The sequence below is a fragment of the Nostoc sp. C96 genome (assembly GCF_059384975.1).
Genome location: NZ_CM182020.1, coordinates 3,365,857 through 3,382,141, shown reverse-complemented (window position 1 = coordinate 3,382,141; position 16,285 = coordinate 3,365,857). Strand labels below are relative to the sequence as shown.

Here is a 16,285-nt window from a genome sequence, read left to right as displayed (position 1 = left end):
TTCATCATCTATTTCCGATAAAGTAATATATCAATATGTATATATTATTTACATAATTGTAGGTAATTTACTGGTTTTGGGATTAATAGAGCAATCAACCTTGTTGCTTCTATTCAATCATGCAGTATCCTCTGGAACTTACTTTTAAATTTTGGGCATTAGCACCGCAAATCTCTATTGTTAACGCTCAGGGTAATTTGGCTTTCTACGTTAAACAGAAACTTTTTAAGCTCAAAGAAGCAATTACAATTTTTGCTGATGCTGAACAAACTAATCCTTTATACTACATCAAAGCCGATCGCATTATTGACTTCTCGGCTAGTTATGAATTTGCTGACACTAATGGGACAAATATCGGTGCAGTGAAACGTCGGGGCTTAAAATCTATTTGGCGTGCGCGTTATGACATCTTTGATGGCGACAGTACTTATTTAACTATCCAAGAGAAAAATCCTTGGGTGAAAGTTGCAGATGCTTTATTTGCCGAAATACCTATTTTGGGTATGTTTACTGGTTATGTATTCAACCCCGTCTATTTGGTGAGTCGGGCGGATGGTACGGTGGTGATGCGTTTGGAGAAAATTCCCACTTTTTTGTCACGGAAATTTATTATCAAAGCTGTTGATCAAATGAGCGATCGCGAAGAGCAGCAGATTTTGTTAAGTTTAATTATGATGCTGCTACTAGAAAAAAATCGTGGCTAATATCAATAGGCAAAATAAAATTAATATTAATTTTATTTTGCCTAACTACATAACTAAATAATTAGCCAATTAGTTTTTGCCAAGAATTTGGCCCAACAATTCCATCAGCAGTTAAACCGTTTTGCTGTTGGTATTTCTTGATGGCAGCTTCTGTTTGTGGGCCGTAAACACCATCAGCTTCCACACCAACACGGTATTGTAAATATCGCACCACCGTTCCCCCAGCGTGGTTGGGGCGGATAATACGTTTGGCTAAAATCAAATTTATCGCATTCCATGTAGATGTGTTAGCCACTCCAGATGGGGCTATTCCCACAATTTTTTGAAAGTTCTCTACAGCAGAACTAGTTATTTCTCCCAAGACATTATCTTCTACTAATGGCTTACCATTTTTATCGGTAATTTTTAAACGATTTAAAGCTTTTTGTAATCTGAGCGTTGTGGTATCAACATTCTGTTCTTCATCTGGAACTGGAGGAACAGGAGTGGTAGGAACTTTACCCGTTAAGCCTTTGACAATAGCATTAGCCATTGCTTCCGAGTTAAAAAGATTCACATCTTTTTGGGAATCAATAAAGCAACCTTCGACTAAAATCGCAGGCATATTAGTATTGCGGATCACGAATAAGTGAGAACCACTTTTAACACCCCGATTAAAAAAGCCTAATTTGACAATTTCATCTAATACAGGCTTCGCTATTTTTCTACTTGTCTCACTACCTGCAAACACTTCTGTGCCGTTGGCTTGGCCGTTAAAGGAATTAAAATGTATAGAGACAAATACTTCCACTCGATTAGCATTGGCTTTATTGACTCTTTGTGAAAGTGAATCTTTCACAGAAGAGCTAGGGCGGTCTGGTCTACATGAAATGACTTCATGCCCCAAAGCCTTTAATTTTTCTATAACTTTATTGCCGACTTCTAATGTTAAATTATCTTCTATTTTTATTCCTCTAGCTCCAGTGTCTGGGGGAGAATTATGTCCGATATCAATGCCAAATTTCATGTGCTAGTCCTTGTTTTTATTTGATACTAATTTAACGCTTGAAAGCATAAGCTTTTACTTTCAAGTACTCCATATTTGCCTAAATTTACTATTTATAATAAACTTCCACTTAATTCATTTTTATTTTAACAAATGCTAATTGTTATTTACTTTATTTATTAACATAAACGAAATTATAATAATTTGTTAATTTTTTGGTCAGAAAAAAATATCAACTCTCTTACTGCGTTAACTACATAGCGCAGTGAGGCTACTGCGTCTGATTTCAGAACGCTTGGGAATTAATCCTCCGCATAGGTTTTAAGCAAAACAAATTAAGAATAGCATGTGATCCAGGCTTGTTTCCCAGATGCTTAAGTTCACTTCATAACTCCAGTTATGGCGTATGAAGTGGTAATCAAGGTGCGATCGCCGCTAAAATGCCTACTAACAGTTGTAATATGAACGCCCGTTAGAGACATATAGCAGGAGGCAGGAGGCAGAAGGCAGAAGGAAAAGTTTTACTATACCTTGCATTCAAGCTTTCAAACTGTCCTAACATATCTGACTATCGCTATAACATCGTAATATCTCTAATTGGTGTAGTGGATTTTCCTGAAATTGAGCCGAATGAAATCTTTTGCCCTAATATTGCTCCTCATACTCTCCAGTTTCTACATATTTCCAGCTTATGCTTCTGTATGCCGTAATTACGACGGTCATCAGATTTGCATTATCAGTATTAATCGCAGCGCCAAAAATTATTGGGAATATCGGGCTATTGTGAGTGTGGATGGTGAAAAAAGACCCCTTGAGCTATACAACTGTCGTCAAAAAGTGAGAATTAAGTTAGATGGGACTGTTGTACCCTTTGAAAATAAAGACCCTGGCCAGTTCATCTGTAGCTTTTTCAAGAAACCCTGACTAATAGACAAGGGTGTAGAGAAGAGATTGACGTTTGTCTCCTCAGTTAAAAATATGCAAATTAAATGTGACTTCTAGGGTATTTATTTTCTCTGTGCGGCAAACACACAACCAATGATAAACACCGTGAATCCCACGTAACCCAATACAGTTACCCATTCTTGCCAGTCAAATGTATTATTCATCTGTAATCACAACCATACTCTCCTTTAAAATCCTAAAGGCTGGCGTTGCCACTTATTCCTGGGTGTTGTCCAAACATAGTCAGATAAATTCCCAAAAAATTTTTCTCGCTTTCCGGAATTAGTCTCGGTGCAGTGGTATTACCTATCAGTACAGCGATTTATACAGAAACTCTATATTTAAATTTGGGCAATATTGCCCCACTGCCTTTCTTAAAAGCCCGGCCATTATGGCTGGGCTTTTGAGTATAAGCAATAAGCTGGTGTACTTCCTACGACTGATACCATTTCACGAAAAAAATGATGCAAATTTATGGGTTTTTCATTTTTTCCCCCTGCCCCCTTCCCCTCTACTTCTTCGGTCAGCGTTTCATGATGACCGCTGTTTGGTGTAGTCTGGATATTTATAATTGCGTTGTAGTGCTAAATACCTTGACGAATCAAATTTAGTGCTGGTCTTCTTCATACTGAGTTAGATACCATATTGCAACGGTTAAGTGTGCTGAATGATTCGATTCAGAATCAGCTAAAGTGCATTGGTTGAATCTTGTGAGCAGTTCTCAATCTCGTAAATTGTTGGATATTACTGGTTTCTCTGACTGATTGTGCATAATTAGTTTAATTTTAGTTTTATAAATAAAATTAGATTATGGGACTCAGATATGAAGGCGATGCCGTCAAAGAGCAAATCCCTATTCTGAGTTTTTTACTGTTAATAGCTGAGAAATAATATTGAAGAAAGTTAAGTAGAAAATGTACTAAATATTCTCAGGTTGACACGGAAAGGCTGAAGAGAAGAGTTCATTTTTTGTAGCAGATGAATGGCGATCGCCCATAGGCGTACCAAGCAACTATACCTATGAGTTTGTATCTTTAACTTGAATGGCGATCGCCCAAAAATAGCCCATAATCTAAATTAGATTTTTTTATATCAAATTATGATAAATTTTTGCCGAAAAATTATGTAATTTTGCGTATAATCAAAAAGTGTCTGCTCAAACTATAAACATTAAATTTTTTCTATTGACACTCAACTGTCAGAAATTAAAATAAAAACTAATTCTCAATCCACTCCATCCTATCCCTTGTGGGATAGTTCGTCTGTCATATCAAAAAAGACGAGAAATCCCCATTGATTTTTCTGGAGAAAAGATGTACCTAGCACATTCATTCATCAGTGATGGCAAGCAGCAGAACTCTCAGAAGCCTTTAATTTTGGCAGTGGAAGATAATGATGATAATCTCCTGCTAATTAGTTATGCTCTTGAGTCGCTAGGCTGTCAATTCATTTGTCAATCAGACAGTTCCGCAACGTTTTTGGTAGCTAAAGAGTATCAGCCAGACTTGATCATGCTAGATATTTTGTTACCTAGTCTCAGTGGGATTGAAGTTGTCCGTTATCTGAAGAACGATTCGCTAACTTACAAAATTCCCGTACTTGCGGTTACAGCTTTAGCCACCAGAGAAGATCGAGAACGCATTCTCCAGGCTGGATTTGATGACTACATTAGCAAACCATTCTTAATTGAGGATTTAGAAACGGTGGTGCGCCGTCTGCTAAGGGGAAAACTAGAGCCGCATTCCAGTTATGAACTGTGTCAGGATTAGGACAAATTCGCTACTCTTTGCTTTCTTCAAGACTTTTTGGTAGTCGTACTGTAAACACACTGCCTTTACCTAGTTCAGAGGCAACTGTAATATTACCACCGTGTGCTTCGGCAATTCTATAGGAGAGATGCAGCCCTAAACCACTACCAGATCGCTTATTTCTGCCTTGACGAAATCGCTCAAAAATTCCTGCTAGGTCTTCTGGGGCGATACCATAGCCTGTATCTTCAATTGTGATGATGACCCAAGTTTTACCTTGAAGGTTGTTTGTTTCTTCCGAGAAGCGAATTGTTATTCCGCCTGTATCGGTAAATTTGATGGCGTTACCGAGGAGGTTATTGAACACCCGACGTAGTTCTAAAGCATCGCCCATCACAATACCAGGATCTGTGGGATTTGGCGCTAAACCACTGGTATCTACTTCTACATATAAATTTTTCTCACTAGTTAGGGGTGATAATTCGCTAACTACTTCTTGAACTATTTCTGGTAAGTTGCAAACTTCATCGTTAAAGGTCTTTTTCCCTGCCTCTAAACGATAAACTTCTAGCAAGGTATTGACCATTTGCATTAAGTTTTGGTTGCTGCGAATCATGACGGAAATCGCTTGTTTCATTTCTGGAGAAATTTTGCAGAATGTTTCGTCTTGAAACAAACCCAGCATTCGATCAGCCGCTACTAGAGGGGTACGCAAATCATGGGTGAGGCGAGATACAAAATCTTCTCGTTGGCGAGACATTTTTTGCTGTTCGTCTAAACTGTGCTTGAGTCGCAAAAGCGATCGCACTCTCGCTAAGAGTTCATCTGTATCAAAAGGTTTGCGAATAAAATCATCAGCACCATTGTCAAGTCCTTCCACAACGCTCGATTCATGAAAGGCGGTGATTAGCAGAATCGGAATATAACTTTTAATTTCTGGGTTCTGACGAATGCGACGGGTAACTTCATAACCATCCATCCCTGGCATCATCACATCAAGCAGAATTAAATCAGGTGGAGATTGTTCCACATATTTTAAAGCTGATTTACCGTCGGAAACTAAATCAATTTGATAACCTTCACTTTCTAAAATTGTTTGCACCAAAATCAGGTTATCTTTAGTGTCATCAACAGCAAGAATCCGATCAATTTTAGGCTTTTCCACTACAGACATGATTAATCTACTTTTGTGCTAGGGATTTATAGTTTTAGGTGAGGATACCTCATCAATGAGCGACGGGATGGGGGAGAAGATTGATGAGGATTATGAGCCGAGAAAAAAATATTTTCACCATCAACATTTAAAGCCGGGATGTTTCCGGCTCCATTTTGGGATAATATTTGTCGTGGTAGTTCAACTTTAAACATCGAACCAACTCCTAATTCGCTCTCAATAAAGATGATGCCACGCATCATCCTGACTAAGGAATCGACAATGGCTAAACCCAATCCTGTACCCGGATATTTCCGCGTCAGACTTTGATCGACTTGGCGGAAGGCTTCAAAAATGTGTTGAAAATCTTTGGGTGCTATCCCAATACCTGTATCACGAACTGCGATCGCTATCCGATTCTCAGGAAGTTCTTTGATTTCTACCCAAATAGAACCTGTTTCGGTAAACTTAATCGCATTCGATAGCAAATTGACTAAGATTTGGCGTACACGTACCGAATCATTAAATACCCAAGGGTTATCTAAATTTATCTGTATTTGCAAAGCTATTTTTTTAGCTTCTGCTAGGGATTGCATCTCGCTGACAGTTGCATTGACTACTTTTGTTAAATCAAATAATTCCGACTTTAATTCTAATCTTCCGGCTTCCAATTTAGAAAAGTCTAGAACTTCATTTAATAACATCAATAAATGCTTGCCGTTATTCAGAACCCTCTCAACCATATCAGTTTGTTGAGGTGTTAATTGACCAAATTTTGGCCGCAATAATATTTGCGAAAATCCAATAATCGCATTCATTGGTGTTCGCAATTCGTGAGACATCGTAGCTAAAAATTGCGTTTTTAGTCTTGATGCTTCGATTAACTTGAAGTTTTGCAGTTGAATTTGTTGCCGTTGTCTTTCGAGTTCTTGATTTTTGCGGATGAGTTGTTCGTGACTTTCTTTTAACTGTTGGAGTGCTAAATTTGCTTGCATTTCGGCGCGATATACTCGCATAGCATTGCGTAAAACTTGTGCCAATGTTTCTGAAGATACGCGTGATTTAGAAAGATAGTCTGTAGCACCAGCTTTCATCAATTCGACAGCAATTTGTTCATCTCCTTGTGCTGTCAGAACAACTAAAGGAACTTTGATTTCTGATGCGTGTATCCTGTGAATTAGTGTTAAGCCATCTTGATCTGGTAAGCGATAATCTAGGAAAACACAATTAAATGTGGTATTTGTCAAAGCGAGTAGTGCTTCATGGCCATTACCAGCCTCCGACAGTTCCATTTTGACACCTGCTTGTATCAAGGCGCGGCGTACTGCCATCCGGTCTACTTCATCATCATCTACAACCAAAATTCTCAGCGCTTCTTCCATTTGCTTTTATTTTCGCTGTCCAATGCGATTTGAGGTATATCATTTTTATTTTCAAGCTATCCAAATAAAAAGTATGAGAGTTGAGTTAAATGTTTGGATATAGGAATTTTTAAAAAAATTATATCTTGAGGACATTTGTCTATTCATTAATAATATCCCGATTTGGGAATTATTTTGCGGAATATTGTCAATCTTAAATTATTATTTTAGCTGGCTTTATATTTATTCCCTCCTCTGTTGTACATATTTGCTATCAACTTTTAGTAAATTAAGGTAGTTCACACAATATCCAGTATTTGTTTAGGGCGGACATTGTATCGACAAATTTATTGAATGTGAGAGGTTTGAGGATATAACCAGCAACATTTAAGTTATAAGCTTGTACTCTATCTTGATCCTGGTTTGAGGTTGTCATCACAACTACAGGGGTTGTGCATAAATTGGGATCGGCACGCAATTCTTGGAGAAATTCAATGCCGTTCATTTTTGGCATATTTAAATCTAGTAAAACTAATCTTCTCTCAGTTGGTAAATAGGGAAATTGATCTTGATTACTCCGCAACATAGCGAGGGCTTCTAAACCATTACTTGCTAGGTAAATGGGATTGGTAATATTAACTTTCTTAAATGCTCGCTTGACATTCATGACATCAACTTCATCATCCTCCACTAGTAGTATATTAGTAACCCTTTCTATCATCTTTTTAGGAAACAACTGGAAATTTTGTTTTTGTCAAATAAATCACTAATTAAAATAAATTTGATTATTAGCATTTAATTACTTATGATATTTTTAAAGTTAGTAATTAATAACTGCATAATCATCAAAGAGAAAAGCCTAAATAAGCTCACTATTATTGTAAATGAGCCTGTTAATGCCTGTCCTCAGCCATTAGTGAGAGTTGTAAACAAATATTTTGCCCCCTCAGCTTGAGCAGTTTTACTCTTGTGATTGTTTCTTCCAGGTGAAGTGAAAACTGCTACCGATACCAGAGTTTGAATCTAAATTGATCGTACCGCCTTCTGTTTCCACAATTTTTTTGACGATCGCCAATCCAATGCCTGTGTTTTCCTGGCGATCGCGGGCGGTTAAAGTTTGAAAGATGCTAAACACTTTCTGCTGATATTCTGGGGCAATACCAGGCCCGTCATCGGCTACAGTAAATTTGTAGTGACTACCTTGGTCTGTTACAGAAATATTGACCAGGCCATCAAGGCGTGAGTGATGCTTAATCGCATTTTCGATCAAGTTGATAAATACTTGTTGTAATGGCATCCGCTTCGTCATCAAAATAGGCATGTTTGATGCAACTTCAATTTTAAAAGTTGCTGGTGGTGAAACAAAATCAATTACTTCTTGGAGTAATTCGCCGACATTGACCCAACATAAATCGGTATGAGTACGCCCAATCCGCGAGTATTCCAACAAGCCATTAATCAATCCTTCCATGCGCCGAACTCGACCACGCAACAAATTTAACTGTTGCTGGTTTTCTTGGGGGAGTTGACCATTCAGGTCTTCTTCTAACCATTGTGAGAGATTAGCGATCGCTCTGAGTGGTGCTTTTAAATCATGAGAGGCGACATAAGCAAACTGATCTAATTCCTGATTCCGCTTTTGTAGAATAGCCGTAGTTTGGGTCAGGACTGTATTTAAGTCAGTCAGTTCTTTTGTACGTTCTTGGAGTGATAGTTCGATTTGTTTGCGATCGCTAATATCAATACATGAACCAATAAACCCGACAAACACACCATCCTGAGAAAACCTTGGTGTACCTGTATCTAAAACCCAGCGATATTCTCCATCAAATCGGCGCAGGCGGTACTCCATCACAAATGAGTTGCGGGCATCAAATGCCGTCGTATAAATATTGATACACCGTGCCAAATCTTCTGGATGAACGCTTTCCGTCCAACCGTGACCTAACTCTTGCACTATTGTGCGGCCAGTAAATTCTAACCAGCCTTGATTAAAAAATGTACAGCCTTGATCCAGACCAGACATCCAAATCATTACAGGTGCGGTATCTGCCATGATGCGAAATCTGGCTTCGCTTTCTTCTAAAGCTTGCTGGGTGGGTTGCTGTTCATTGAGATCAATGACTGTGCCGATATAGCCAATCACTGCGCCGTTAGCTTGAGTTTCCGCCACGGCTTGACAAAACACCCAGACAATCTTGTCTGGAGAATGGCGAAAGCGAAATTCACATCGCAAAGGCTGTAAATCTGGGACACTGCGTCGCCAGGCCTGATCTAGCATTGGCAAATCATCGGGGTGAATCGCCCTACGCCAACCTTGACCAAAGGACAATTCTGCCGCACAACCAGCTAATTCACACCATCGCTCATTCACATAAAGGTAGTTACCTGACAAATCTGTGCGAAAAATGGCGACTGGTGACATTTGTGCTAAGGAAGCATAACGATGCTCATTGTCTCGTAATTTTTGTTCATTTAGCTGGCGTTGCCTTAAATTACTCTCAGCAATTTCTGGGGAGTGATGCGATAATGAGGCCACAGATTGATCATCAGCAGTGGGTGAATCAGGCAGATTTTGACCTTGTAAAATTAAAAAAATAATTTGTCCTTGTTGATTAGTGATCGGCTTAATGGAAAAATTAAAAGTTAATAAGCGATCGCCTGCTCCTAATATCTCAACTTCGTAATGTACAGATTTACCTGTGGCGGCAGAAGCAACGGCTATTTTTATCGCTTCTTGGGTTGGCGGCGAGTTATGCCACCAGCAAGCTTCCCATAAAGGTCTACCCAGTACGTCGCTACTAGTCAATCCACAAAAATTTAACGCTGACTGATTAATTTCTAGGAGGTTGCCCTCTGGTTGCATTAATCCGATGAATTTGATAGTGTCAGACAAAATATGTTTGAGAAATTGCGAGTGTTGACTTTTGGCTAAAGCAATTTTAAGTTTTTCTAATTTATCCATTTTGTTCAGCTTTTCAGCTACTAATTATGATTAAATATTCGGGGTATTGACTATTTTGTGAATCATCATTAAAGGTTGTTAAAAGCGATAAATTGCCACAAATATTTCATATTTGGTTGTACAATATCTATATATCTCAGGCTAGATATTTAAATCTATCTATTTGAAAAAATTAAAAAATCCTACTTCTATCGGTGGATGCAAGCCGTTTGCAAGATCATCTATCTTTGGTTTGGGAAAACATAGATAAAGTGGCTGACAAAAGCGGTACTTATTAAAAGACGCAATCAATGAAGAGTGAGTGTAGCAATGAACGAAATCAGCATTATTTTAATTGAGGATCACGATCTCACAAGAATGGGTCTGAAGGCTGCATTGCAGTCTCACAGCGGATTAAAAGTAATTGGGGAAGCAGCAAATGCCACCCAAGGGATGAAACTATTAGAAACAGCCAAGCCAGATGTAGCAGTGGTAGATATTGGCTTACCTGACATGGATGGGATTGAACTCACCCGCAAATATAGACGTTATCAAGCCGAGACAGGACAAACAGCTACCAAAATCCTGATCTTGACAATGGATCATACAGAGGATGCGGTATTAGCGGCGTTTGCGGCTGGTGCAGACTCTTATTACATGAAAGAAACCAGCATTAGCAAGTTAACAGAGGCCATACAAGCAACTCACGGTGGTAACTCCTGGATTGATCCGGCGATCGCCAATGTGGTATTACGCAAAATGCGTCAAGGTATACCAGGGGAAAACCAAAAAGGTGATCAGCCCAAGACCGTGAAAATCGAAGCATTAGCCACAGAATACGAGCAAGTTCTAGAAACCTATCCTCTCACCCAACGAGAATTAGAAATTTTAGAATTAATCGTCGCTGGATGCAGCAACGGTCAAATTGCTGAGAAACTATATATCACCGTTGGGACAGTAAAAACCCACGTCCGCAACATCTTAAATAAACTCTGTGCTGATGACCGTACCCAAGCCGCCGTACGTGCTTTACGTTCTGGATTAGTCGCATAGAGAAGTTAAAAGGCAAAAGGCAAAAGTTATAGCTGTAGTTACTGGATTGATGCTCAAAAATTAGCACTTTACTCCCAAACAAGAGAGTCTTTTACCTTTTTACTTTTTGCTTTTTAAAACTAATCTTTCGGCTAAACAATCAGCAATTCGCTGTGCAGCACCCGGTTGACCCATTCGCCGCAAACCATTCTCAGCGATAACTTGTAAGCTGTCAGGGTTTTGTAGCAGCGATCGCATCACCTTCGCTGCTTGGGCTGGCTGTTCAATTAAAATCAAAGACTCTCCTAAAAGACGGCTTTGGGCTTCGGCAAAAGCATAATTGTATTGTGGCCCTTGACCAGGAATGGCGATCGCCGGCTTGCCTAAACCAACAAATTGTTCTGTAGCAGTTCCCGCCATTGCGATCGCCACATCGCCCAAATGCAAGCAATCGTTATAAGCTTGTTGGGAGATGAGTAAATAGGCATTGCGTTGCTTAAAAATTAAAGTATTAGCATCAGGTAGAGAAATCGGGGATTCCGTGTGGGGTCGCCAGCCTTGAACCTGTAAGCTAGAAGTTAATTGGCTGGTATCGAGACTGGGTGCGATCGCCGCTAAAAACACTACACTACCAGAAGTATGCCCAACTGCATCTCGTTCTTGAAAACTCGCCAGCAACGCAGAGACAACTTCCAGAATCACTTGCCAATTATTATAAGCTTCTGGTGGGCGAGAACCCGGAAGCAGAGTCACAACTAAAGGTCGTGCGAGTTCTTTTTGTTGGGTATCAACAGTATAAAATCGTTGCATCCCAAAGCTGGGCGCTAAACCATCCATCATCGGATTTCCCACATCCACAGCCGGAATCGGCCATTGTTTTAATATCTGTGTAGTCAAAGCATCTCTGGGAAACACCGCCCGACAACGGCGACGACTCATCAACCAACGTTCCCAAGGATGGTAAATTGAACCAGAAAAATTTTCCCAACGGGCAGATTTTGATTTACGTGGTAACAATCCTGTTTCATCCTGCACATAATACTCAGATTTTGCCGTACCGACAAAAGCATAATTCGCGCCACTAAAATAGGCAAATAACAGCGGGACAATATCACCCACCGCTAAAATCCCCGCTGGCTTACCTGATTTTTTTTGCGAACTCACCCACCGTCGCATTGCTTGAATTTGGCTGAGAGTCAACTGTACTAAACCACCGCGCACATCTCGCATCAGTTGACGGTTATCCATATATATAAAACCACCAGAAGGCATCGTCCGTACTGAACCAATCAAAGGAATACCCAAATTTTGATAGGCGTGTCCTTCTCCCACCAACGGTAAAGCAAAAATTTCTGGTGGGTTTGCTTGTTCCTGAAAAGCTTGCAAAATTCGGACTGCTATTATATCTTCGCCATGACCGTTACTTAAAACCAGTAAGCGTAACCGAGAACTTGTAGATGGTGACTGACTCATAAGAAACAAAACATCAAGATTTACTGTCAAAATAATTTGTAATTGATAATTCGTAATTAACCCATAGAAGTTAGCTAAGGGCTTAAAGCTTATTACTTCCGTCAATAAATTGAGGGAACCACGGCTGTTTTTACTCAGCCAGTGGCGTAGGCTTGCATCCTTTAATTACGAATTACGAATTAGTAATTATTTGTTATGCAAATTTCTAAAACCGCAATTTTAACTTTAGCTACTTTAGCGGCTAGTAATGTCACTCAACAAGCCCTAGCTGCACCAACTACCCCAGCCAAGGAGACGAAAAAAGACATAGTCGTTCCGGTAATTGAAGAAACTCCCATACGTACCGAAGCAGTTTCAGCACCAGAAACTGTGGTTACGCCGCAATTTTCCCAAAAATCCCCAGTTATTAGCAAAAATTCGCCAGTCGTACTAACTCCAGTTAATCAAAACAAGACTACTTTACCGACAGATAATAACTTAGTCGTCACAGCGACAGATGTCCAGATAGTAGGCGCAACTCCCGAATTGCAAGAAATTGTCCGCCGAGTTATCAAAACCCAGCTTGGGGGAGACACCAGCCAAAACCAGTTACAACAAGATGTCGCCGCAATTTTAGAAACTGGTTTATTTACCACTGCCAACGTCAACAGCCGCAGCACCGCCACAGGGTTGAGTGTAACCTATCAGGTGCAACCAGTCATAGTGCGATCGCTGCAACTTTCCGGTGCAAAGGTACTAACTTATCAAACTGTTCTCGAACGGTTCCAACCTCAATTTAATAGCGCCATCAGCCCCGCAGGATTGCAAAAAGCTGTGGAACAAGTCAACAAATGGTACACTGATAATGGTTATAATTTGGCGCGGGTGCTATCAATTAAACCCAGTCGTGAGGGAATTCTTAACATTAATGTCGCGGAAGGTTTGGTAAGTGAGATTAAATTTCGCTTTGTCAACGATGAAGGTCAAACCGTTGATAGTAAAGGTAATCCTGTTAGCGGACGCACCAAACCAGACTTTTTACGGCAGCAAATTCAACTCAAATCAGGGCAAATATTTCAAGAAAAATTAGTCCAACAAGATATTCAGCAACTATATCGCACAGGCTTATTTTCGAGTGTAAATGTTGCTTTAGAAGGTGATGCCACCAAGTTAGATTTAGTTTATGAACTCAAAGAAAATGGGGCGCGGGCGATTAACTTAGGTGGGAGTTATAACGCCGATCAAGGAATAATTGGTACTGTTAACTATCAAGACCAAAATGTTGCCGGAAAGAACAATATTTTAAATTTGAATGTGGGTGTCAGTAGCCGTGACTTACAATTTGATGGGAAATTAATCAACCCTTATCGCCCCAACAATCCCGATCGCCTAGGATACACCGTCAACGGCTTCCGTCGCCAAGAACTTTCTGAAACCTTTGACGACACCATCAAATTAGCCAACGGCGATAAAGTGCGAGAAGGGCAAATTGGCGGGAGTGTCAGCTTGCAAAGACCGATTGACGGTTGGGATGCTTCTCTCGGATTGAATTATACCAGAACCACAATCCGCGATCGCCAAGGTAATGTTACCGCCACCGATGCCCAAAATAAACCCCTATCTGCCAGCGGTACAGGTATTGATGACTTAACTACCGTATCTTTCACCGCCGCCAAAGACAACAGAAATAACCCACTCAACCCCACTCAAGGTTCCTTACTCAAATTAAGTACAGAACAATCTATCCCCATCGGTCAAGGTAATATTTCTCTCAACCGCGTCACCGCCAATTTCAGCCAATATGTACCAGTCAAGGTATTCGATAGTAAGCAACCGCAAGTATTCGCTTTAAATGTCCAAGCTGGTACTGTCATTGGGGATTTACCACCTTACGAAGCCTTTAATTTGGGTGGTTCCAACTCTATACGCGGTTACGATGGCGGCAAAGTTGGGAGTGGACGCAGTTACGTTTTAGCTTCCGCAGAGTACCGCTTCCCCATCCTACCCATAGTTGGCGGTGTGTTATTTGCTGATTTCGGCTCAGACTTAGGTTCTGGTAGCACCGTTTTAGGAGACCCTGCTGGTGCGCGTGATAAACCCGGTTACGGTTTTGGCTACGGTGCAGGTGTGCGTTTAGATTCCCCTCTGGGGTTAATTCGGGCTGACTACGGCGTTAACGACCAAGGAGAAAGTAAAGTGCATCTGGGCATAGGGCAGCGATTTTAACAGTGTTTACTATTGACTCTGGTTGGATATGACGGTATTTAAATGCTTAACACCCTGTAATAACTCCAACCATGTCTACCGAACAAAACAAAGCCATTGCCCTGGAATTCTACCAAGCCTTTGATACGGGAAGTATTGAACAAGCCAAAAAAATCATCGCCGCAAATTTTACAGCCCATACAACAGGCGCATCCGAACCTCTTGATTTAGATGGTTTTATCGAGTATGGGTTGATGATGCGTAATGCTTTTCCTGATGGAAAGCATACATTTGCAGATGTGATTGTTGAGAATGATAAAGTTGTCACCCGTGGCACATTCAGCGGAACTCATCAGGGAGAATTACTAGGTTTTCCGCCCACAGGTCAGCAAGTTAAATTTGCCGTGATGCACATCAATCATATTATTGATGGCAAAATCGCCGAACATTGGGGACAGGCAGATATCATGGCTTTGATGCAACAACTAGGTATTCTTCCCCCATCAATGTAAGTAAAAACTCAGCACTACTTTGCGCTTACTCCGCGTTACTCTGCGTTGGAAAAATTGTTGATTAATTTGGCTGGCTCATATAACCGTAGCACTACATCAAAAACCCAAGGCATTTTTAGGTATAACTGCCTTTATCGTCGGGACACAATATTGTATACTTAAAAAATGGCTGTCATCTGTCTTTAGATATAAAAACAATAGACTAAAGTAAATATAGCAGGGAAGCCTCTTAATTGATGAGCTTGCTTCCAACTATTATGTTTAAACTGCTGAGATATGCCAGTATTTTTCTAATTGCTACCTATTTGCTATTTGCTTGTTATGGTTCAGTACCGACTGAATTGAAACTTCCTCCCTTAAAAGTACAATTCGGCTCTTTTGTTGGGGAGTATCCAGGCATAATTGCTCAAGAAAAAGGATTCTTCAAAGCCCAAGGGGTAGATGTAGAAGTAATTTATAAAGGATACACCCAATTGGAACAAGCAAATTTCAGTGCGGGTAAGTATCATGGTATTTCCTTATCTTTAGGAAGTTTTATCGTCTTGAGTGCCACAAATCCCGATATACAAGGCGTTGTTGTGATAGATGAATCAATAGGTGCAGATGTGGTAGTCGCTCAACCACAAATTAAAACCGTTGCTGACTTAAGAGGGAAAAAACTAGGAGCAAATCTCGGCGGTTTTAGCGAAGTTTTCGTGATTGAGATGTTGAAAACTGCTCAATTAACTACCGATGATGTGAACTTAGTTAAATTAGAGGCTTCAGAAATTCCTCAATCCCTGAAAAATAATTTTATTCAAGCCGGACATACTTGGGAACCTCATCTTTCTGAAGCGATTAAATTAGGAGAAGATATTCTATTTACCAGCAAACAAACCCCTGGCTTGATTTTAGATATGATTGTTTTTCGCAGTGATATAATCCGCGATCGCCCTAATGATATTCGTGCATTTGTGCGAGGATGGTTGCAAGCATCAAACTACTGGAAAGCAAATCTTCAGGAAGGAAATGCTATCATCAGCAGGGTGTTAAAAATTCCTAACAATACAATCTCTTTAGAGGGAATAAACCTAACTGATTTAGGTGCAAATCAAAAATTATTTCAATCTAGTAACCCTAACTCTATATACAAAACTGCCAAAATCTATGCAGATTTTTTTATTCGTGCTGGAAGCGTGACGCGCCTTCCTGAGCTACAAAGTTTGTTTAATTCTTCTTTCTTAAATCCTGCTTCCTAGTTTAGA

General features: G+C 40.0%; 12 protein-coding genes. 6 read left to right on the top strand and 6 right to left on the bottom strand.

Annotated features, from left to right (window positions below; all coding sequences use genetic code 11):
- The first annotated feature begins 119 nt into the window (after positions 1-119).
- A complete protein-coding gene (locus tag AC504W_RS14370) occupies positions 120-704 on the top strand; it encodes an LURP-one-related family protein (RefSeq protein WP_494873018.1) in 585 nt (194 codons plus the stop codon).
- Positions 705-765: 61 nt separating this feature from the next.
- Here the strand turns inward: AC504W_RS14370 and AC504W_RS14365 are convergent, their stop codons facing one another.
- Positions 766-1,710: an N-acetylmuramoyl-L-alanine amidase gene (locus AC504W_RS14365; protein WP_494873017.1), complete on the bottom strand. Its 945-nt coding sequence runs from the start codon at positions 1,708-1,710 to the stop codon at positions 766-768.
- A gap of 2,237 nt (positions 1,711-3,947) precedes the next feature.
- Between AC504W_RS14365 and AC504W_RS14360 the strand changes: the two genes are divergently transcribed.
- Entirely contained in the window at positions 3,948-4,403 is a 456-nt protein-coding gene (locus AC504W_RS14360) for a response regulator (protein WP_494873016.1), read from the top strand.
- A gap of 10 nt (positions 4,404-4,413) precedes the next feature.
- Here AC504W_RS14360 and AC504W_RS14355 read toward each other — a convergent pair whose 3' ends face one another.
- The 4 genes from AC504W_RS14355 to AC504W_RS14340 all read right to left on the bottom strand — a co-directional run bounded on the left by AC504W_RS14355 (position 4,414) and on the right by AC504W_RS14340 (position 9,861).
- Positions 4,414-5,556: a hybrid sensor histidine kinase/response regulator gene (locus AC504W_RS14355; protein WP_494873015.1), complete on the bottom strand. Its 1,143-nt coding sequence runs from the start codon at positions 5,554-5,556 to the stop codon at positions 4,414-4,416.
- A gap of 26 nt (positions 5,557-5,582) precedes the next feature.
- The gene (locus tag AC504W_RS14350; protein WP_494873014.1) at positions 5,583-6,917 is read right to left on the bottom strand and encodes an ATP-binding response regulator; all 1,335 of its coding nucleotides are present in this window, start codon (positions 6,915-6,917) and stop codon (positions 5,583-5,585) included.
- Positions 6,918-7,185: 268 nt separating this feature from the next.
- Positions 7,186-7,617, bottom strand: a complete 432-nt coding sequence (locus AC504W_RS14345; RefSeq protein WP_494873013.1) for a response regulator — start codon at positions 7,615-7,617, stop codon at positions 7,186-7,188.
- Positions 7,618-7,857: 240 nt separating this feature from the next.
- Positions 7,858-9,861: a PAS domain-containing sensor histidine kinase gene (locus tag AC504W_RS14340; protein WP_494873012.1), complete on the bottom strand. Its 2,004-nt coding sequence runs from the start codon at positions 9,859-9,861 to the stop codon at positions 7,858-7,860.
- A 309-nt stretch (positions 9,862-10,170) separates the two neighbouring features.
- Between AC504W_RS14340 and AC504W_RS14335 the strand changes: the two genes are divergently transcribed.
- Complete coding sequence (locus tag AC504W_RS14335) at positions 10,171-10,893, top strand: response regulator transcription factor (RefSeq protein ID WP_015115609.1); 723 nt, start codon at positions 10,171-10,173, stop codon at positions 10,891-10,893.
- Between the two features lie 99 nt (positions 10,894-10,992).
- On the opposite strand, the gene AC504W_RS14330 is transcribed toward AC504W_RS14335, so the two are convergent.
- Positions 10,993-12,345 (bottom strand): lipid-A-disaccharide synthase-related protein, encoded by a 1,353-nt coding sequence (locus AC504W_RS14330; RefSeq protein ID WP_494873011.1) that lies wholly within the window; start codon positions 12,343-12,345, stop codon positions 10,993-10,995.
- 195 nt (positions 12,346-12,540) lie between these two features.
- Between AC504W_RS14330 and AC504W_RS14325 the strand changes: the two genes are divergently transcribed.
- From AC504W_RS14325 to AC504W_RS14315, 3 genes are all read left to right on the top strand, one after another.
- Complete coding sequence (locus AC504W_RS14325) at positions 12,541-14,550, top strand: BamA/TamA family outer membrane protein (protein ID WP_494878519.1); 2,010 nt, start codon at positions 12,541-12,543, stop codon at positions 14,548-14,550.
- Positions 14,551-14,621: 71 nt separating this feature from the next.
- Entirely contained in the window at positions 14,622-15,041 is a 420-nt protein-coding gene (locus tag AC504W_RS14320) for an ester cyclase (protein WP_494878517.1), read from the top strand.
- A gap of 257 nt (positions 15,042-15,298) precedes the next feature.
- A complete protein-coding gene (locus AC504W_RS14315) occupies positions 15,299-16,279 on the top strand; it encodes an ABC transporter substrate-binding protein (protein ID WP_494878515.1) in 981 nt (326 codons plus the stop codon).
- The last annotated feature ends 6 nt before the right edge of the window (positions 16,280-16,285 follow it).